Genomic DNA, 18943 nt, shown 5'->3' on the forward strand with positions numbered 1-18943 from the left:
CACACTCGTTGTCGGGTTCGAATCTCCCCCGGTCTCGAGTACTTTTGGGGTACCGGTTATTCGAGTTCTCGTCGACCCACGTGCATCGACGGACCGCTGTTATAGGGCAAGGCCTTAACGATGCCTATGTGCTTTTCAAGTGCACACAAAGTGTCACGCCGTTGTTTCAAACGCTCGCATGCGCATGCGATGGCGGGTTCCGATGCACGGAACGGCGTGGCAGTCCGGGGTCTCCGCGAAGTGCGGCGAAGGTGGGGTGATGGTCGGAGCGATAGGATTCGAACCTACGACCCTCTGGTCCCAAACCAGATGCGCTACCAGACTGCGCTACGCTCCGACTGGCCTGCATTCTAAGCCGCGGGCGGGCGACCCCGCGATCCGCACGCGCGGCGCGACTGCGTGAACAAGGTTGTAGCGCTCGCACATCAGGGAGCGCCAATCGCATTGCGAGCGCGGCGGAGCGCATGCACACTCGTTGCTCCCCAAAACAATTCGAAACACCGCCGCTGTCGCGCGCGTCCGCAGTCCCCCCGATGACGTTCCAGATGACCATCGCCCGCAAGATGCTCGGGCTGAGCCTCCTTGCGGTCCTTTTCATGGTGGGGGTCGGCGTCGCCGGCCTGTTCGCACGCCACTACCTCACGGTCGGCGCCGACCGCGTGCTCGCCGCGCAGGAGGTGCTGCGCGACCAGTTGCAGGCCGACCAGGCGCACGATGCGCTGCGCGGCGACGTGCTCGCCGCCATGCTGTCCGCGCGCGAGATCGACCAGGAGGAAGCGAAGGCCATCCGCCAGGAGCTGAACGCGCATGCGGGCCAGCTGACCCACGCGCTGCAGAAGCTGGACAAGGCCGACCTCGCTCCCGCGACCCGCGCCGCCCTGGAAAAGACGCGTCCCACGGTGGAAAGCTACGCGGCGCAGGCCCGCACGCTGGCGAGCCTGGCCTACAGCGACCGCGTCGCCGCCCAGGCGCAGCTCGAGGGCTTCCTCCAGGTGTACCGCCAGCTCGAGACCGAAATGGGTGCGCTGAGCGACCTCATCGGAGAGCAGGCACGCGAGGCCGAGGCGGAGAGCCGCGCCACCTCCGAACGCACGGGCAACTACGTGACGGTCGGCCTCGTGGCCGCGGGCCTGGTGCTGCTGGCCGTCGGCCTGGCGATCAGCCGCGGCGTGGTGCGCCGCCTGGCCAGCGCCGTGGAACTCGCGCAGACCGTCGCCACCGGGGACCTGCGTTCGCGCATCCACGTGGAAGGCAACGACGAGGCGGCCCAGCTGCTGAAGGCGCTCGCCGCCATGAACGGCAGCCTCGTGCGCCTGGTGGGCACGGTGCGCCAGAGCAGCGACAGCATCGCCGCCGGCAGCCTGCAGATCGCGCACGGCAACCAGGACCTGAGCCAGCGGACCGAGGAACAGGCGAGCAACCTGCAGCAGACCGCGGCGTCCATGGAGCAGATCAGCGCCACGGTGCGCGCCAACGCGGACACCGCACGCGCGGCGACGGACATGGCGGGCACCGCGCGCGCGAGCGCTTCCCGCAGCGGCGCGGCCGTGGGCGAGCTGGTGGCCACCATGGGCCAGATCACGGAGGCGAGCCGCCGCGTGGGCGACATCGTCGGCGTGATCGACGGGATCGCGTTCCAGACCAACATCCTCGCGCTCAACGCCGCGGTGGAGGCGGCGCGCGCGGGCGAACAGGGGCGCGGCTTCGCGGTGGTCGCGTCCGAGGTACGCATGCTCGCGCAGCGCAGCGCCGCGGCGGCCAAGGAGATCAAGACGCTGATCGCGCAGAGCGTGGCGAAGGTCGAGGCCGGCGAGCGGCAGGCGAGCCATGCCGGCGAGAGCATGGGCGACGTGGTGCGGCAGGTGCAGCAGATGGCGGACTTGATCGCCGAGATCGGCGCCGCCACGCAGGAGCAGACCAAGGGCATCGCCGAAGTGAGCCAGGCGGTGACCCACATCGACCAGGTCACGCAGAGCAACGCCTCGCTCGTGGAAGAAGCCGCCGCGGCGGCCGAGAGCCTCAACCGCCAGGCGGAGCGCCTGGTGGAAGCCGTGTCGCTGTTCCGCGTGGACACGGGGACGCCGCTGCTGGCCGCCCCCTGAGCGGCCGGCAGCGGAGCGCCGCTCAGAGCTTCACGTATTCGTAGTCGACCGGCTGCGCGTTGATGCCGCGGTCCGGCGGCGCGATCCACGCGGCCATCTTGCCCGGCTCGGTCACGCGCTGCTGCAGGCTCTTGACGAAGGCGACGTCTTCCGCGGTGGGCAGCCATTCGTCCTTGCGCGCCTCGAATTCGGCTTCGGTGATCGGCTTGCCCTGCAGGTCGGTGTGCAGGCCGGACCAGGCGCCCACGCTGCGGCGGAAGCGCGTGGAGGGCAGCTTGAACTCGAACGGCACGCCGGACTTCTTCACCAGCATGTTCCAGCGGGTCACGCCGACGTTGCAGTCCTTGGCGTACTCCAGGCGCGTGATCTCGTTGATGCCGTTGCGCACGGAGATCGTCTCGTCCTTCACGCCGCCCTGGCCGTCCGGCACCTGGATGGTCATGGTGGTGCCCGACTCCACGTGGTCCGCGAACTTGCCCTCGTCCGGCCGGCCCTTCAGGCCGTTGCTGAAGTAGTTGGCGGCGTTGGACGAGGCCTCGGAGCCGAACAGGTCCAGCGAGCTGGTGAACCAGAAGTTCATGAACTTCTGGATCGTGGGCAGGTCGATGGCGCCGGCGTTGCGCACCTTGCGCCAGTCGTCGGTGTCGAGCTCCTTCATCACTTCCAGCGTGCGCTTGATGACGCGACCGACGCCGGTCTCGCCCACGAACATGTGGTGCGCTTCCTCGGTCAGCATGAACTGGCAGGTGCGCGCGAGCGGGTCGAACGCGCTCTCGGCGAAGGACTTCAGCTGGAATTTGCCGTCGCGGTCCGTGAAGTAGGTGAACATGAAGAAGGACAGCCAGTTGTCCATGGGCTCGTTGAAGGTGCCCAGGATGCGCGGCTTGTCGGGGTCGCCGGAATGGCGCTCCAGCAGCTCCTCGGCCTCTTCGCGGCCGTCGCGGCCGAAGTACGCGTGCAGCAGGTAGACCATGGCCCAGAGGTGGCGGCCCTCTTCCACGTTCACCTGGAACAGGTTGCGCAGGTCGTACAGCGAAGGGGCGGTGTGGCCCAGCATGCGCTGCTGCTCCACGGATGCCGGCTCCGTGTCGCCCTGCGTGACGATCAGGCGGCGGAAGGTGGAGCGGAACTCGCCGGGCACTTCCTGCCAGGCATCCTGGCCCATGAAGTCGCCGAAGCCGATCTTGCGGTCCTTCTGCTGGTCGGCCAGGAAGATGCCCCAGCGGTAGTCGGGCATCGGCGTGTAGCCGTACTGCGCCCAACCCGAGGCGTCCACGCCCACGGCGGTGCGCAGGTAGACGTCCTTCGCGCGGAAGTCGCTCGGTCCCATCTCGTCCCACCAGCGCAGGAAGGCGGGCTGCCAGTGTTCGAGGGCGCGCTGCAACTGGCGGTTGTCGGCCAGGTTGACGTTGTTGGGGATCTTGGCTTGGAGGTCGATCGTGGTCATGGTTGTGTTTTCCTCTTGCTGGGGTCGCCTTCGGCGAACCCAGCCTACGTTTCGTTGGTCGTTCGGCGGTTCGTAGGCTGGGTTCGCCGCAGGCGACCCCAGTTTTCCTCTCCCACCCTCAAACCCTCTTCCAGTCGAATCTCGCCTTCTTCCCCGTACCGAACAGCTTCAGGGCACCCTCTTCGCCGACCGCATTCGGGCGGATGAAGATCCAGTTCTGCCAGGCCGACAGGCGCCCGAACACGCGCGTCTCCATCGTTTCCTTGCCGGGGAAGCGCAGCGACGCTTCCATGCCGGTCAGCGCGTCGGGCGACAGCGAGGCGCGCTCCTCCAGCATGAGGCGGATCTCGTCGTCCCAGTCGATGTCGTCGGGCGTCAGCGTCACGAGGCCCAGGCCCAGCGCCCGGTCGGCCCGCAAGGGGCTGTCCTGCAGGCCCTGCAGCTGCGCGATCGTGGCGTCGTCTTCGCAGAAGCGGGTCTGCAGGCGCGTGAGCCCGTTCACTTCCGGATAGCGGCCGAAGTTGGCGGCGTTCAGGCGCAGCGCGGGCGCGGCGTCCGGCGCATCGGGCAGGTCCAGCATGTAGATGCGGTCGCAGGCCAGCGCGAGCTCGTACAGCGTGCCGGCGAAGCAGGAGCCCTGGTCCACCAGCGCGATCAGCGAGCGGCTGGTGACATCCAGGCGCGCCAGCGTGCGGCGGAGCATGCCGAGCGTCTCGCGCACCAGCCAGTGGTCCTTCTGCGCTTCCAGCGTCGCGTCGGCGCGCATCACCAGGTTCGCGTCGCCGCGCGTCTTCAGCACCCAGGTGCCGATCTCCAGCTCGTTGGTGCGCAGGTTCAGGATGGCGTCGTCCAGCTCGCGGGCGAGCTGCAGCGGCCACCACGTCACGCCGGCGGCGACGATCGCGTCGGGCGTGGATTCGATGGCCGCAGCGGGCGCCTGCACGGTGATCGTCGCCACGCGGGTGGCGCGATCCACCTGCACGTCGACCAGGCCGTAGTGGTAGCCCTGCTCGTCGATCTTCGCCTGCAGCGGCGTGAGTTCCACGCCCTGCTCCGGCCCCTTGCGCGTGGACTGGCTGCGCAGCGCCGCCACTTCCTTGTCCACCAGCGCACCGAAGGCCTGCGGCTTCGCGTGCTCGTCGATCAGCTTCCAGTCCTTCGCGCGGTCCGCGCGCACGCCTTCGCTGGTCGTGCAGAAGATGTCGGCGAGGTCGCGGCGCACCTTGCGCTTGTCGGTCACGCGGGTCAGGCCGCCGGTGCCGGGCAGCACGCCCAGCAGCGGCACCTCCGGCAGGCTCACGGTGGAAGAGCGGTCGTCCACCATCACGATGCGGTCGCAGGCCAGCGCCAGCTCGTAGCCGCCGCCCGCGCAGGCGCCGGTGACGGCGGCGATGGACTTCAGGCCGTCATGGCGCGAGGAGTCTTCCAGGCCGTTGCGCGTCTCGTTGGTGAACTTGCAGAAGTTGACCTTCCACGCGTGCGTGGACAGGCCCAGCATGTAGATGTTGGCGCCGGAGCACCAGATGCGCTCCTTCGCGCTCTCGAACACCACGACCTTCACGCCGGGGTGCTCGAAGCGGATGCGGTTGATGGCGTCGTGCAGCTCGATGTCGACACCGAGGTCGTAGCTATTGAGCTTGAGCTTGTAGCCGGGCTTGATGCCGCCGTCCTCGTCGATGTCGAGCTTCAGCCGCGCGACGTCGCCGTCGACGTTGAGGGTCCAGTGGCGGTAGCGCGAAGGATGCGTGGCGAAGCTGACCAGCTCGCGCTCCTCCCCGCCCAGCACCTGCTTGAACAGCAGGGGTTCGGTCATGGCGTTCATCTTGTCTCCAGGGTCGTGGCTTGCGGGGCGGGGACGGCCCGCTCCAGGTCTTTCAGGGATTGGCGGACGCTGCGCGCGGCGGTGTCCACCACGGCGTCGGCGCGGGCATACAGGGCTTCGCGGCTGGCGAGGATGCGGCGGATGTCCTCCAGCGCCTCCGTCATCGCCCCGCGCGGCGCCTCGGCCCCGTCGCCCGCGTTGAAGGGCCGCATGTCGCCTTGGGCGACGACGCGGCTCACGTGTTCCTCCGGGCTGGCTTTCACCCAGACGCAGTAGAAGCGGCTTTGCAGCAGGTCGAAGGTCTCGCGTTCGCTCACGATGCTGCCGCCGGTGGTCATCACCACGCCGTCGCCATGCTCCTCCGCGATCCGCATCAGCGCGCGGCGTTCGTAGCGGCGGTAGCCGGCCTGGCCGTGCAGCAGCAGGATCTCGTTCATGCTGGTGCCCGCCTCGCGCTCGATCTCGCGATCGAGCTCGACGAAGGGCACGCCGCGCTGCGCGGCGAGCTGCGCACCCAGCGTGGTCTTGCCGGCGCCGCGCAGGCCCACGAGCGCGATGCGCTGCTCGCGGCCCTGCACGTCGGACAGGCCGAAGGCCGCGGCCAGCAGCGAGTAAGCCTGGTCCAGCTGCGGATCCTCCAGGCGCGCGAGCAGCCCGTGCAGGCGCGCGAGGGCGGGACGCGGCGCGTCCTGCAGCAGGTCGAGGATGGTGATGTTCAGTGCGCGGGCGGCAGCCTCGAGCGAATAGATGGAGACGTTGCCCTTGCCCGTCTCCACGTCGGCGAGGAAGCGCTCGGACAGGCCCGAGTCCGCGGCGAGCTGCTTGCGCGTCATGCCGCGGCGAGCGCGCCACGCGCGGACGCGGGCGCCGAGCTCGCCCATCGTGGCGCGGGTATCGGTGTCGGTCGTCGGCTGCATGGTGGCGTCGTTTTCTGCGGAAACCTTGCGCTATATCAAGATTGCAGTATACTTCCGGCAACTCACCTGTCAAGCAGTTTACTGCATACGATCGGAAGCAGCATGAAGCTCAAGATCCTCGTCGGCACGATGACCAGCACGGCCGACTACGTCGCGCAGGCGATCCAGATGGATTGCGCCGACCTGGTGGACGGGATCGACGTCGTGATGATGGACAACCTGGACATCTCCGCCTTCGACGAAGATGCGCTATACCTCATCTGCTCGTCCACCTACGGCTCCGGCGACGTGCCGGACAACGCGCGCGCCCTCTACGACTCGCTCGATGCCACGCCCAAGTTCCTGGGGCACGTCCGCTACGGCGTGATCGCGCTGGGCGACCGCACCTATTCCCAGACCTTCTGCTTCGGCGGCAAGAAGTTCGACGAGCGCCTGCAAGGCCTCGGCGCGCAGCGCATCGGCGAGGTCTGGTGCCACGACGCGACCGCGGGAACGATGCCGGAGGAACTCGGCACCGCGTGGTGCCGGGAGTGGCTGGAGAAGGAAGCCATTCCGGCGATGCAGGCGGCCAAGGAAAAGACCGCCGCGTAAGGACGCGTCGCGGAGCGAGTCCGCAACGACCCGGTTTTCGAAGGGGCACGAGGAGACAACAGATGCACCTGAGCCACGCCGACCACGGCAGCAGCCCGCCGCGGGTCGAGATCCCGCGCGACTACAACGCCGCGCACGACCTCCTGCGCCGCAACGCGGCGCGGCCGGCCAAGGTCGCGTACATCGACGCTGCCAGCGGCCAGTCCCTCACGTACGCGCAGCTCGAGGAGCAGTCGCACCGCTTCGCCGCTGCGCTGCGCGATCGCGGCTTCACGCCGGAAACGCGCGTGCTGGTCGCGATGCTGGACACGCTGGAGTGGCCCGTCGTCTTCCTCGGCTGCATCCTCGCGGGCGTGGTGCCGATCGCGGCGAACACGCTGCTCACGGGCAAGGACTTCGAGTTCATGCTGCGCGACTCGCGGGCGCACGCCCTCTTCGTCTCGAGGCCCTTGCTGCCCACGTTCGAACCGCTCGTGGGACAGGTCGCGACGCTGAAGCACATCTTCGTGGCGGGTGACGCCGGCGAGCGCTCGGTGGCGCACCTCGTCGCCTCCGGCGAAGCGAACTCCGAAGTCGCGAGCACCTGCAGCGACGATGCCTGCTTCTGGCTGTATTCGAGCGGCTCCACCGGCACGCCCAAGGGCACGGTGCACCTCCACAGCCACATGGTGCAGACGGCCGAACTCTACGGCCGCGCGATCCTGGGCATCCGCGAGGACGACGTCGTGTTCTCCGCGGCGAAGCTGTTCTTCGCGTACGGCCTCGGCAACGCCCTCACCTTCCCGTTGAGCGTCGGCGCGACGACCATCCTGCTGCCCACGCGCCCGACGCCCGCGGACGTGTTCCGCATCCTGAAGGAACACAAGCCCTCCATCTTCTACGGCGTGCCCACGCTGTACGCCGCCCTGCTCGCAGACGCGAACCGGCCGAAGAAGGACGAGGTCGCGCTGCGCGTGTGCACCAGTGCGGGCGAGGCGCTGCCCGCCGACATCGGCGAGCGCTGGACGCGCGAGTACGGCTGCGAGATCCTGGACGGCATCGGTTCCACGGAGATGCTGCACATCTTCCTGTCGAACCGCCCTGGCAAGGTGCGCTACGGCACGACGGGCCAGGCCGTTCCCGGCTACCAGCTGCGCATCGTGGGCGACGACGGCCGCGAATGCGCGGACGGCGAGATCGGCGAGCTGCAGATCAGCGGTCCCAGCGCGGCGATCATGTACTGGAACAACCGCACGAAGACCAAGGCGACCTTCGCGGGCGAGTGGACGCGCAGCGGCGACAAGTACACCCGCGACGCCGACGGCTACTACACCTACGGAGGCCGCAGCGACGACATGCTGAAGGTCGGCGGCATCTACGTCTCGCCCTTCGAGGTGGAAGCCTGCCTCATGACGCACGCGTCCGTGCTCGAAGCGGCGGTGATCGGCGTGGCCGACCAGGACGGCCTCGTCAAGCCCAAGGCTTACGTGGTGCTGAAGCCGGGGCAGCAGGCGAGCGCCGAAGACCTGCAGGGCCACGTGAAGACGCGGCTCGCACCGTACAAATACCCGCGCTGGATCGCCTTCGTGCCCGAACTGCCGAAGACCGCCACCGGCAAGATCCAGCGCTTCAAGCTGCGCGCCGCCGCCGCCTGAGGGAAAGCCATGTGGCGCCGGCCAGCCACCCGCAAGGACAATCGGCCGCCACGAATCAAAACGAAGGAGCCATCATGACCACCCGCCGCCTCGTCCTCTCCCGCGGCGCCGCCCTCGTTGGAGCGGCCTCCACCGGACTGCTGCTGCCCGAGATCGCGCGCGCACAGTCCAACAAGATCCGCGTCGGCTTCATGCTGCCGTACACCGGCACGTTCGCGCAGCTCGGTGTCGCCATCGAGAACGGCGTGCGCATGGCCATCGCCGAAAAGGGCGGCAAGCTCGGGGGCCGCGACATCGAGTGGTTCAAGGTCGACGACGAGTCCGAGCCTTCCAAGGGCGTCGAGAACGCCAACCGCCTCGTGCAGCGCGACAAGGTGGACGTGCTGATCGGCACCGTGCACTCGGGCGTGCAGATGGGCATCCAGCGCGTCGCGCGCGAGTCCGGCGTGCTGAACCTGATCCCCAACGCGGGCGTGCATGCCGCGACGCGCGCCCTGTGCGCGCCCAACGTGTTCCGCACCTCGTTCACCAACAGCCAGCCCACGCTGGCGCTCGGCAAGCCCATGATGGACAAGGGCCTGAAGCGCACGGTGTGGATCACCTGGAAATACGCCGCCGGCGACGAGGCCTTCGAAGGCTTCCGCGACAGCTACACCAAGGCGGGCGGCACCATCGTCAAGGAACTGGGCCTGCCCTTCCCCAACGTGGAGTTCCAGGCGCTGCTCACCGAGATCGCCTCGCTGCGCCCGGACGCCGTGGCCTGCTTCTTCGCGGGCGGCGGCGCGGCCAAGTTCATCCGCGACTATGCCGCCGCCGGCCTCAAGGACAAGATCCCGCTGTGGGGTTCGGGCTTCCTGACCGAAGGCGTGCTGCAGGCCGCCGGCCCGGCCGCCGAAGGCATCATGACCACGATGCACTACGCGGACTCCCTGGACACGCCGCGCAACAACCAGTTCCGCCTGGCCTACGCCAAGGAATTCAAGATGCAGCCGGACGTGTACGCCGTGCAGGGCTACGACACCGGCCTGCTGCTCGCGCAGGGCATCGCCGCTGTCAAGGGCGACATCGGCAACAAGCAGGCGCTGTACAAGGCGATGGAGACCCAGACCATCGACAGCCCGCGCGGCAAGTGGACGATGAGCAAGGCCCACAACCCGGTGCAGGACATCTACCTGCGCCGCGTCGAGAAGGGCGACAACAAGGTGATCGGCGTCGCCGCGAAGGCGCTGTCGGATTCGGGCGCGGGCTGCCGGCTCGCCTGAGCGCATTCGCGCTCCGGCTACGCAGGGACTAGGGGCGAGGGCCTAGGGGCTAGGGAAACCGCCTCTGGGCCCATGTCTTGCGTGCGCAGCACGCGGTATCCCCCTCGTCCCTAGCCCCTAGCCCCTAGTCCCTTTCCCCCATGGACTTCGCCAACTTCCTGATCCAGCTCCTCAACAGCGTCCAGTACGGCCTGCTGCTGTTCATGCTCGCCGCCGGCCTCACGCTGATCTTCGGGATCATGGGCGTGGTGAACCTGGCGCACGGCAGCTTCTACATGCTGGGGGCCTACCTCGCGTGGTCGCTCGCCGCCAAGACGGGCAGCCTCGCGCTCGCCATCGTGCTGGGCACCGTGCTGTCGGTGGCGTTCGGCCTCGTGCTGGAACGCATCCTGTTCCGCCACTTCTACCGCCGCGACCACCTCGACCAGGTGCTCCTCACCTTCGGCCTGATCTACATCTTCGAGGAAATGCGTTCCATCCTCTGGGGCGACGACGTGCACGGCGTGCCCATCCCGGCGGTGCTCTCCGCGTCGCTGCCGCTCACCGACACCCTCTCCTATCCCGTGTACCGCCTGTTCATGTCGGGGCTGTGCGTCCTGCTCGCGATCGGGCTGTACCTGCTGATCTCGAAGACCCGCCTGGGCATGAAGATCCGCGCGGGTGCCTTCAACCACGAGATGACCGAAGCGCTCGGCGTCAACGTCAAGCTGATCCACGCCGTGGTCTTCGCGCTGGGCGTGGGCCTCGCCAGCATCGCCGGCATGATCGCCTCGCCGATCTCCAGCGTGTACCCGAACATGGGCTCGCAGGTGCTGATCATGTGCTTCGTGGTCGTCGTGATCGGCGGCATCGGCTCCGTGCGCGGCGCGCTGATCTCCGCGCTGCTGGTCGGCCTGGTGGACACCTTCGGCAAGGTGCTGCTGCCGCAGGTCGCGGGCATGCTGGTGTACATGCTGATGGCCGCCGTGCTGCTGTGGAAACCGGAAGGGCTGTTCAAGCAATGAGCGTCGCCCAGGCCCACCTCGAGACGCTGCCGCGCGGCCTGCAGGTCGCGCTGCTGCTCGGGCTCATCGCCCTGCTCGCGTTCCCCTTCTTCGGCACCGACTTCTACACGCAGATGGTCGCGCGGATGATGATCCTCGCCATCTTCGCCATGAGCCTCGACCTGCTGCAGGGCGTCACCGGCCTCGTGTCGCTGGGGCATGCCGCCTACTTCGGCCTCGCGGGTTATGCGCTCGCCTTCGTGTCGCCGCCGGACACGCCGGCCAGCCTGTGGTGGACGCTTCCCGTCGCCGTGGCCGCCGCCGGCCTCGCCGCGCTGGTGATCGGCTTCTTCGTCGTCCGCACGAAGGGCATCTACTTCATCATGGTCACCATGGCCTTCGCGCAGATGGTGTTCTACCTGTTCTTCGACAACAAGGCGCTGGGCGGCTCCGACGGCATCTACATCAACTTCAAGCCCTCGGCCGGCCTGTTCGACCTGGAGGACAAGCGCGTCTTCTACTACTTCACGCTGGCGATGCTGGTGCTGGCGTACCTGTTCCTGCGCCGGCTGCTGTTCAGCCCGTTCGGTCGCGCGCTGGCGGGCATCCGCGTCAACGAGCACCGCATGCGCGCGATGGGCTTCGGCACCTTCGGCTACAAGCTCGCCGCATTCACGCTCGCGGGCGCGCTGGCGGGCCTCGCCGGCTACCTGTGGGGGGCGCAGACCGGCTTCGTGAACCCCGAGCTCATGGGCTTCCACATGAGCGCGCACGCCATCATGATGGTGATCCTCGGCGGCATGGGCAACTTCGCCGGCGCCATCGTCGGCGCGTTCGCCTTCGAATGGCTGCTGCACGAGTTCAAGGACCTGCCCGCGATCGGCAGCTTCAACACCGGCAAGCACTGGCAGCTCTGGATGGGCCTGTTCATCGTGCTGGTGGTGGCGTTCGCGCCGCGCGGCCTGCTCGGCCTGCTCGAACGCGTGTTGCGCAGGAAGGGCCCGCAATGAGCGAGACCCTGCTGACCGCGCGCCAGCTCACCAGGCGCTTCGGCGGCCTCGCCGCGGTGAACGAGGTGACGCTGGACCTCTGGCGCGACCGCATCCACGCCGTCATCGGCCCCAACGGCGCCGGCAAGTCGACGCTGACCAACCTGCTCTCCGGCGACATCGCGCCCACCACCGGCACGGTGACGCTCGCCGGCCGGGACGTGACCGGCTGGAGCCCGGAGCGCATCTCGCGCGCCGGCCTCGGGCGCAGCTACCAGAAGACCAACATCTTCCCGCCGTTCACGGTGTGGGAGAACGTGCGGCTCGCGGCGCAGTCGCGCACGCCGCACGCCGCACGCTGGCTGGCCCGCGCGGCCGGCGTGCGTGCCGCCAACGAACGCGCCGAGCGCGCGCTGGAACTCGCCGGGCTGCAGGCCCGCCGCGACCACCTCGCCGGTGCGGCAAGCCATGGCGAGCAGCGGCAGCTGGAGATCGCCATGACGCTCGCCACCGACCCGCAGGTGCTGCTGCTCGACGAGCCGCTCGCCGGCATGGGCACCGCGGAGGCGGAACGCATGGTCGAACTGCTGCTGCGGCTGAAGAAGGACCACGCGATGATGCTGGTGGAGCACGACATGGACGCGGTGTTCACCCTCGCCGACCACCTGACGGTGATGGTGAACGGACAGGTGATCGCCAGCGGCACGCCGACCGCGGTGCGCGGGGACGCGGCCGTGCAATCGGCTTACCTCGGGGAGGAGGCCCATGGCTGACCGGCTGATTTCTGCGCGCGGGTTGCAGACGTACTACGGCGCGAGCCACATCCTGCGCGGCGTCGACTTCCACGTCGACCGCGGCGAGACCATCGGCCTCATGGGCCGCAACGGCATGGGCAAGAGCACGCTGCTGAAGTCGCTGATGGGCCTCGTGCGGCCGCGCGCGGGCACCGTCGAAGTGATGGGCCGCGCGACGGTGGGACGTCCCTCCTACGAAGTGGCCCAGCTCGGCGTCGCCTACGTGCCGGAAGGCCGCGGCATCTTCGGCAACCTGAGCGTCAAGGAAAACCTCGTGATGGCCGCGCGGCCCGGCACGCGCGGCCAGCGCGACTGGACGTACGAGCGCGTGCTCGAGACCTTCCCGCGGCTGAGGGAACGCCTGGGCCACGGCGGCCAGCAGCTGTCCGGCGGCGAGCAGCAGATGCTGACCATCGGGCGCGCGCTGATGACCAATCCCGACGTGCTCATCCTGGACGAGGCCACGGAAGGCCTCGCGCCCCTGATCGCGCGCGAGATCTGGCGCATCTGCGCGCTCGTGCGCGAAAGCGGCATCTCGAGCGTGATCGTCGACAAGGCGTGGCGCCACGTCACGCAGGTCACGGACCGCAACGTCATCCTCGTCAAGGGCGAGGTGGTGTACGAGGGCAGCTCTGCCGAGCTGCGCGCGCGGCCCGAACTGCTCGAGCAGCACCTCGGCGTCTGAGTCCCGCCGGTCGGCTGGCGGGTCCGCGCCTCCGCTTGCCTTGACGAGCGTCAAGATCTGCCGTCTTGATCGGCACAGGATCGGCGGCTCGTCCATTCGAGGAGCCCTGCATGAGACAGCTCGTCGTCGGCCCCCGCGCATCCCTTCGTCAGTGCAGTCCGGACGGTGGCGTGACCGCCCGTGGCCTGTGAACGTGTAGGTTCCCACCTACGCCGCTTGATCGGCGCATCCTTCACGCCGCGCCGGGCAGCGCCAACAGAATGGCCCGTCACAACGACGAAGGCCATGAAGCCCAAATTGCCCGAAGAGGAGAGGAATTCTCCGGTCGCCTCGCGGACGGACGTGCGCACCGAGCGCCGCGCGAGCCACCACCACCGCCAGTTCGAGGTCATGGGTGCGCACCCGACGGAGCGCGGCACCTGGTTCACCGTGTGGGCGCCGAACGCGCGCGCGGTGGGCGTGATCGGCGCCTTCAACAACTGGCATTGCGAACCCCTCTACCGCCTCGATGACGGCAGCGGCCGCTGGGCCGGCTTCGTCGAGGGTGCGCGCGCGGGCCAGTGCTACAAGTACCGCATCCAGGACGCCGCCGGCCACTGGATGGACAAGGCCGATCCCTATGCCTTCCGCATGGAGCTCGCGCCGGGCACGGCCTCGCAGATCTGGGACCTGTCGCACGAATGGGGCGACGGCGAGTGGATGCACACCCGCTGGCAGCGCCAGGGCCAGAAGACCGCGATCTCCATCTACGAGGTGCACCTCGGGTCCTGGCAGCGCGAGGAGGACGGCCGCTTCCTCAACTACCGCGACCTCGCGCTGCGCCTGGCCACGCACTGCCACAACATGGGCTTCACGCACGTGGAGCTGATGCCGATCGCGGAGCATCCCTTCTACGGCTCCTGGGGCTACCAGATCACCGGCTACTTCGCGCCGACCTCGCGCTACGGCACGCCGCAGGACCTGATGGTCTTCGTCGACACGCTGCACCAGCAGGGCATCGGCGTCTTCCTCGACTGGGTGCCTTCGCACTTTCCGGCCGACCCGCATGCCCTCGCCCGCTTCGACGGCACGGCGCTGTACGAGCACGACGACCCGCGCCGCGGCTTCCACCCCGAGTGGAACAGCCTGATCTTCAACTACGGCCGCTACGAAGTCCGCGACTTCCTGATCAGCAACGCGATCTTCTGGCTGGAGAAGTACCACTTCGACGGCCTGCGCGTGGACGCGGTGGCGTCGATGCTGTACCTGGACTACGCGCGCCGCCACGGCGAGTGGATCCCCAACGCGCAGGGCGGCAACCAGAACCACGACGCGGTGGCTTTCCTGCAGGACCTCAACACCTCCGTGTACGCCGCGTTCCCGGACGTGCACATGATCGCCGAGGAGTCCACCGCCTGGCCCGCCGTCTCGCGGCCCGTCGACTGGGGCGGCCTGGGCTTCGGCATGAAGTGGAACATGGGCTGGATGAACGACACGCTGCGCTACTACTCGCGGCCGCACTTCTACCGGCACTGGCACGGCGAGGACATCCGCTTCTCCGCCGTCTACGCCTTCCACGAGAACTTCATCCTGCCGCTCTCGCACGACGAGGTCGTCTACGGCAAGGGCAGCCTGCTCGATCGCCAGCCGGGCGACGACTGGCAGCGCTTCGCGGGCCTGCGCAACCTGTATGGCTACATGTGGACGCACCCCGGCAAGAAGCTGCTGTTCATGGGCGGCGAGTTCGGTCAGCAGGAAGAGTGGCACCACGAGCGCACGCTCGACTGGCACCTGTGGGCGCGGCCCTACCACGCCGGCCTCGCGCGCTGGGTGGCGGACCTGAACGCGCTGTACCGCCGCCTGCCGGCGCTGCACGCCAACGATTTCCAGCCCGAGGGCTTCGGCTGGCTGCCGGCCGAGCGGCACGAGCCCACGCTCCTCGCCTACGTGCGCCGCGGCGCACCGGGCGACGCGCCGGTGGTCGCCATCGTCAACATGACCCCCGAGCCCCGCACCGGCCTGCGCATCGCGATGCCGGAAGCCGGGACCTGGCATGAACTCCTGAACAGCGACGCCGCGTATTACGGTGGCAGCGGCGTCGGCAATCTCGGGGCCGTGCAGGCCACCTCCCACGGCGTGGGCGGGTGGCCGGCGAGCGCCCTGGTCACGGTGCCGCCCCTGGGTACCGTGATCCTGTCCACCACACCTACTACTTCAACGATTGCACCTCAGGGAGTTCCCCATGCCCGCGAATAGAAACGTCCTGGCCTTCGTCATGGCCGGCGGTGAAGGCTCGCGCCTGCACCCGCTGACGGCCAACCGCTGCAAGCCGGCGGTGCCGTTCAACGGCAAGCACCGCATCGTGGACTTCGTCCTGTCGAACCTGGTGAACTCGGAGATCTACGCGACCTACCTGCTCGTGCAGTACAAGTCGCAGTCGCTGATCGAGCACGTGCGGCAGTCGTGGACCATGGCGCGCTTCATCCCGCAGCACTTCATCACGGTGGTGCCGCCGCAGATGCGGCACGGTCCCGCGTGGTTCCAGGGCACGGCCGACGCCGTCTACCAGAACATCCACCTGATCGAGAGCATGCAGCCCGACATCGTGGCGGTGTTCGGCGCGGACCACATCTACCGCATGGACGTGCGGCAGATGATCGACTTCCACGTGAAGAGCAATGCGCACGCGAGCGTGGCGACCATTCCCGTGGACCTGCGCGAGTGCGACCAGTTCGGCATCGTCGACATCGACGACGAGCACCGCATCGTGGACTTCAAGGAGAAGCCGCGTTCCGCCAAGCCGATGCCCGGCAGCCGCAACCAGGCGCTGGCCTCCATGGGCAACTACATCTTCAACGCCGACGTGCTGCTGCAGCAGCTCAAGCGCATGCACGAGAGCGGCGAGACCGACTTCGGCAAGCACATCCTGCCGTCGATGGTGAAGACCCACAAGCTGGTGGCCTACGACTTCGCCACCAACACCATTCCCGGCACCGAGCCTTACGAGGAACACGCCTACTGGCGCGACGTCGGCACCATCGACGCGTACTTCCAGGCCCACTTCGACACGCTCGGCGCGCAGCCCAGGTTCCGCATGACCAACCGGCACTGGCCCATCTACGCCAGCCCGGACCAGGCGGAATCGGCGCAGATCGAGAACGGCGTGATCAATCGCTCCGTGGTCGGCTCCGGCAGCATCGTCGACGGTGCCACGCTGGACCATGCGATGCTGCGCCGCTCCGTGCTGGTGGAGCGCGGCGCGCACCTGGAGCACTGCATCATCATGGAGCGCTCGCGCATCGGCCGCGGCGCGCAGGTGCGCCGCTGCATCATCGACCAGGACAACGACATCCCGCCGGACGTGCGCATCGGCTACGACCTGGAGCAGGACCGCAAGCGCTTCCACGTCACGCCTTCGGGCATCGTCGTGGTGCCCGCGGGCTCCTTCCCGGCGCGCAAGAACGCCACCTCGCCCTTCCTCGCGCCGATGAACGAGGAGTCCTGCCTGGGCGAGGCCGCGCCACGGATGGAGGTGCTTGCATGACGGCGCAAGCCGTCGACAAGTCCCGCGCGCACCGCGTCAGCTTTCATCCGGCCCCTGCCGGGACTCCCGGCGCCTGCCCTCCCGGCCGGCCCTGGCCCCTCGGCGCGACCCTGCATCCGGACGGCGTCAACTTCGCCGTGCATGCCAGCTCCGCCGAGAAGGTGGAGGTCTGCATCTACGACGCCACCGGCGAGCACGAGGAGCGCCGCATCGCCCTGCCGGCGCGCAGCGACGACGTGTGGCACGGCTTCGTGCCCGGCCTGGGCGCCGGCACGCGCTACGGCCTGCGCGTGCACGGCCCGTACGACCCGCACCACGGCTGGCGCTGCAACCCGCACAAGCTGCTGCTCGACCCCTATGCCCGCGCGCTGGACCGCCCGCTGCGCGGCGCGGCCTGGCAGTACGCGTATCCGCTGGGCCACGACCGGCGGGACCTGCACATGGACACGCACGACAACGGCGCGCAGGCGGCCAAGTGCGTCGTCGTGGACCCGCATTTCGACTGGGGCGACGACACGCACCCGGGCATCCCGATGGAGGACAGCGTCCTCTACGAGGTGCACGTGCGCGGCTTCACGAAGCGGATGCCGGACGTGCCCGAGGCGCAGCGCGGCACCTTCGCCGGGCTCGGGAGCGACGCCGCCATCGCCCACCTGAAGAAGCTGGGCGTCACCGCGGTGGAACTGCTGCCCGTGCAGGCCTTCAACGACGAGCGCCGCCTCATCGACCTGGGCCTGGCCAACTACTGGGGCTACAACACCATCGGCTTCTTCGCGCCGGACCCGCGCTACCTCTCCGACGGCGACTACAACGAGTTCCGTCGCATGGTGAAGGCCCTGCACGCCAATGGCCTCGAGGTGATCCTCGACGTGGTCTACAACCACAGCTGCGAGGGCAACCACCTGGGGCCGACGCTGTCCTTCAAGGGCATCGACAACCGCAGCTACTACCGCCTGACCGAAGACCACCGCCACTACCTCGACTTCACGGGCACCGGCAACACGCTCAACGCCAGCCACCCGGCCATGCTGCGCCTGATCATGGACAGCCTGCGCTACTGGGTGGAGGAGATGCACGTGGACGGCTTCCGCTTCGACCTGGCGCCGGCGATCGCGCGCAACAGCAACGGCGGCTTCGACCACCGTAGCCCCTTTCTTTCGGCCGTCGCGCAGGACCCGGTGCTCAAGCGCGTCAAGATGATCGCCGAGCCCTGGGACCTCGGCGACCACGGCTACCAGGTAGGCGGCTTCCCCCAGGGCTGGAGCGAGTGGAACGGCCAGTACCGCGACCGCGTGCGCGACTACTGGCGCGGCATCGAGGGCAGCCTCGGCGACTTCGCCGCGGCGCTGTGCGGCTCCGCGGACATCTACGGCCACTCGCGGCGCAGCCCGCGCGCGAGCGTCAACCTGGTGACGGTCCACGACGGGTTCACGCTGCAGGACCTCGTGAGCTACAACGACAAGCACAACGAGGCCAACGCGGAAGACAACCGCGACGGCGAGAGCCACAACCGCAGCTGGAACTGCGGCGTGGAAGGGCCGACCGAGGACCCGCAGATCCTCGCCTTCCGCGAGCGGCAGAAGCGCAACTTCCTCACCACCCTGTTCTGCTCGCGCGGCGTGCCGCTGCTGCTGGGCGGCGACGAGATGGGCCGCACGCAGGGCGGCAACAACAACGCCTACTGCCAGGACAACGAGGTCAGCTGGTTCGACTGGTCGGACGCGCGCCGCAACGACCCCCTGCTGCCTTTCACGCAGGCGCTGCTGCGGCTGCGCCGCGAACTGCCCGTGCTGCGCCACAACGCCTGGCTCACGGGCCGCCCCGACGAGGACAGCCGGCGCGACATCGTCTGGTACAGCGTCTGGGGCCTGGAGATGACCTCCGAGGAATGGACGAACCCCGCGGTGCGCTGCGTCGCGGCGGTGCTGGACGCGCGCTTCGCGCCGACCCACGCGGACGAAGGCGTGAACCGTTCCGTGCTGCTCGTGTTCAACGCAACGAGCGAGGCGGCCACCTTCACGCTGCCCGTGGTCGCGGGCCACACCGGCGAGTGGGCCTTGCGCATCTACACGCCGGAAGGCCATTTCGAGGAGTCGCAGGCGCGCACCTACGCGCCGCCCGCGAAGCTCCAGTTGCTTTCGCATTCGATGGCCCTGCTGACGCAGGCCCCCGAGGAGTAATCAGTTGCGCTGCC

At 68.6% G+C, this 18943-nt stretch carries 13 protein-coding genes, 1 tRNA gene and 1 pseudogene; 11 read left to right on the forward strand and 4 right to left on the reverse strand.

Annotation, left to right across the window (positions count from 1 at the left end; genetic code table 11):
* Window positions 1-260: 260 nt before the first annotated feature.
* Window positions 261-337, reverse strand: a tRNA-Pro gene (locus H8N03_RS21145).
* 196 nt (window positions 338-533) lie between these two features.
* Here H8N03_RS21145 and H8N03_RS21150 point away from each other — a divergent pair.
* Complete coding sequence (locus H8N03_RS21150; RefSeq protein ID WP_255428321.1) at window positions 534-2102, forward strand: methyl-accepting chemotaxis protein; 1569 nt, start codon at window positions 534-536, stop codon at window positions 2100-2102.
* Window positions 2103-2124: 22 nt separating this feature from the next.
* On the opposite strand, the gene boxB is transcribed toward H8N03_RS21150, so the two are convergent.
* The 3 genes and pseudogenes from boxB to H8N03_RS21165 form a co-directional block, all read right to left on the reverse strand.
* On the reverse strand, window positions 2125-3549 hold the full coding sequence (gene boxB, locus H8N03_RS21155) for a benzoyl-CoA 2,3-epoxidase subunit BoxB (protein WP_187078206.1): 1425 nt from the start codon (window positions 3547-3549) through the stop codon (window positions 2125-2127).
* Window positions 3550-3667: 118 nt separating this feature from the next.
* The gene (gene boxC, locus H8N03_RS21160) at window positions 3668-5362 is read right to left on the reverse strand and encodes a 2,3-epoxybenzoyl-CoA dihydrolase (RefSeq protein ID WP_255428322.1); all 1695 of its coding nucleotides are present in this window, start codon (window positions 5360-5362) and stop codon (window positions 3668-3670) included.
* 5 nt (window positions 5363-5367) lie between these two features.
* A pseudogene (locus tag H8N03_RS21165) lies at window positions 5368-6294 on the reverse strand (helix-turn-helix transcriptional regulator); the annotation flags it as partial.
* A 96-nt stretch (window positions 6295-6390) separates the two neighbouring features.
* Here H8N03_RS21165 and H8N03_RS21170 point away from each other — a divergent pair.
* The 10 genes from H8N03_RS21170 to glgX all read left to right on the forward strand — a co-directional run bounded on the left by H8N03_RS21170 (window position 6391) and on the right by glgX (window position 18929).
* A complete protein-coding gene (locus H8N03_RS21170) occupies window positions 6391-6879 on the forward strand; it encodes a flavodoxin domain-containing protein (protein ID WP_187078209.1) in 489 nt (162 codons plus the stop codon).
* Window positions 6880-6941: 62 nt separating this feature from the next.
* Window positions 6942-8513, forward strand: coding sequence for a benzoate-CoA ligase family protein (locus tag H8N03_RS21175; RefSeq protein WP_187078210.1), 1572 nt, complete (start codon window positions 6942-6944; stop codon window positions 8511-8513).
* A gap of 74 nt (window positions 8514-8587) precedes the next feature.
* The gene (locus H8N03_RS21180) at window positions 8588-9775 is read left to right on the forward strand and encodes an ABC transporter substrate-binding protein (RefSeq protein ID WP_187078211.1); all 1188 of its coding nucleotides are present in this window, start codon (window positions 8588-8590) and stop codon (window positions 9773-9775) included.
* Window positions 9776-9915: 140 nt separating this feature from the next.
* Entirely contained in the window at window positions 9916-10779 is an 864-nt protein-coding gene (locus H8N03_RS21185; RefSeq protein ID WP_187078212.1) for a branched-chain amino acid ABC transporter permease, read from the forward strand.
* Window positions 10776-11768: a branched-chain amino acid ABC transporter permease gene (locus tag H8N03_RS21190; RefSeq protein WP_187078213.1), complete on the forward strand. Its 993-nt coding sequence runs from the start codon at window positions 10776-10778 to the stop codon at window positions 11766-11768. The genes H8N03_RS21185 and H8N03_RS21190 overlap by 4 nt, the downstream gene beginning before the upstream one ends.
* Window positions 11765-12520 (forward strand): ABC transporter ATP-binding protein, encoded by a 756-nt coding sequence (locus tag H8N03_RS21195; RefSeq protein WP_187078214.1) that lies wholly within the window; start codon window positions 11765-11767, stop codon window positions 12518-12520. Before H8N03_RS21190 ends, H8N03_RS21195 begins: the two co-directional genes overlap by 4 nt.
* A complete protein-coding gene (locus H8N03_RS21200; RefSeq protein WP_187078215.1) occupies window positions 12513-13226 on the forward strand; it encodes an ABC transporter ATP-binding protein in 714 nt (237 codons plus the stop codon). Before H8N03_RS21195 ends, H8N03_RS21200 begins: the two co-directional genes overlap by 8 nt.
* A 285-nt stretch (window positions 13227-13511) precedes the next feature.
* A complete protein-coding gene (glgB, locus tag H8N03_RS21205) occupies window positions 13512-15461 on the forward strand; it encodes a 1,4-alpha-glucan branching protein GlgB (protein ID WP_187078216.1) in 1950 nt (649 codons plus the stop codon).
* Complete coding sequence (gene glgC / locus H8N03_RS21210; protein ID WP_187078217.1) at window positions 15448-16749, forward strand: glucose-1-phosphate adenylyltransferase; 1302 nt, start codon at window positions 15448-15450, stop codon at window positions 16747-16749. The genes glgB and glgC overlap by 14 nt, the downstream gene beginning before the upstream one ends.
* Window positions 16746-18929 carry a glycogen debranching protein GlgX gene (gene glgX, locus H8N03_RS21215; protein ID WP_187078218.1) on the forward strand — a complete coding sequence of 728 codons (2184 nt, stop codon included), beginning with the start codon at window positions 16746-16748 and terminating at the stop codon, window positions 18927-18929. The genes glgC and glgX overlap by 4 nt, the downstream gene beginning before the upstream one ends.
* The last annotated feature ends 14 nt before the right edge of the window (window positions 18930-18943 follow it).

The sequence above is a fragment of the Ramlibacter cellulosilyticus genome (genome assembly GCF_014297465.1).
GTDB classification, from domain to species: Bacteria; Pseudomonadota; Gammaproteobacteria; order Burkholderiales; family Burkholderiaceae_C; genus Ramlibacter; species Ramlibacter cellulosilyticus.

What these genes read in the sequence shown, in the direction of transcription:
- H8N03_RS21150 (WP_255428321.1), top strand. Translation starts at nt 534, where the DNA reads ATGACGTTCCAGATGACCATCGCCCGCAAGATGCTCGGGCTGAGCCTC.
- boxB (WP_187078206.1), bottom strand. Translation starts at nt 3,549, where the DNA reads ATGACCACGATCGACCTCCAAGCCAAGATCCCCAACAACGTCAACCTG.
- boxC (WP_255428322.1), bottom strand. Translation starts at nt 5,362, where the DNA reads ATGACCGAACCCCTGCTGTTCAAGCAGGTGCTGGGCGGGGAGGAGCGC.
- H8N03_RS21170 (WP_187078209.1), top strand. Translation starts at nt 6,391, where the DNA reads ATGAAGCTCAAGATCCTCGTCGGCACGATGACCAGCACGGCCGACTAC.
- H8N03_RS21175 (WP_187078210.1), top strand. Translation starts at nt 6,942, where the DNA reads ATGCACCTGAGCCACGCCGACCACGGCAGCAGCCCGCCGCGGGTCGAG.
- H8N03_RS21180 (WP_187078211.1), top strand. Translation starts at nt 8,588, where the DNA reads ATGACCACCCGCCGCCTCGTCCTCTCCCGCGGCGCCGCCCTCGTTGGA.
- H8N03_RS21185 (WP_187078212.1), top strand. Translation starts at nt 9,916, where the DNA reads ATGGACTTCGCCAACTTCCTGATCCAGCTCCTCAACAGCGTCCAGTAC.
- H8N03_RS21190 (WP_187078213.1), top strand. Translation starts at nt 10,776, where the DNA reads ATGAGCGTCGCCCAGGCCCACCTCGAGACGCTGCCGCGCGGCCTGCAG.
- H8N03_RS21195 (WP_187078214.1), top strand. Translation starts at nt 11,765, where the DNA reads ATGAGCGAGACCCTGCTGACCGCGCGCCAGCTCACCAGGCGCTTCGGC.
- H8N03_RS21200 (WP_187078215.1), top strand. Translation starts at nt 12,513, where the DNA reads ATGGCTGACCGGCTGATTTCTGCGCGCGGGTTGCAGACGTACTACGGC.
- glgB (WP_187078216.1), top strand. Translation starts at nt 13,512, where the DNA reads ATGAAGCCCAAATTGCCCGAAGAGGAGAGGAATTCTCCGGTCGCCTCG.
- glgC (WP_187078217.1), top strand. Translation starts at nt 15,448, where the DNA reads ATGCCCGCGAATAGAAACGTCCTGGCCTTCGTCATGGCCGGCGGTGAA.
- glgX (WP_187078218.1), top strand. Translation starts at nt 16,746, where the DNA reads ATGACGGCGCAAGCCGTCGACAAGTCCCGCGCGCACCGCGTCAGCTTT.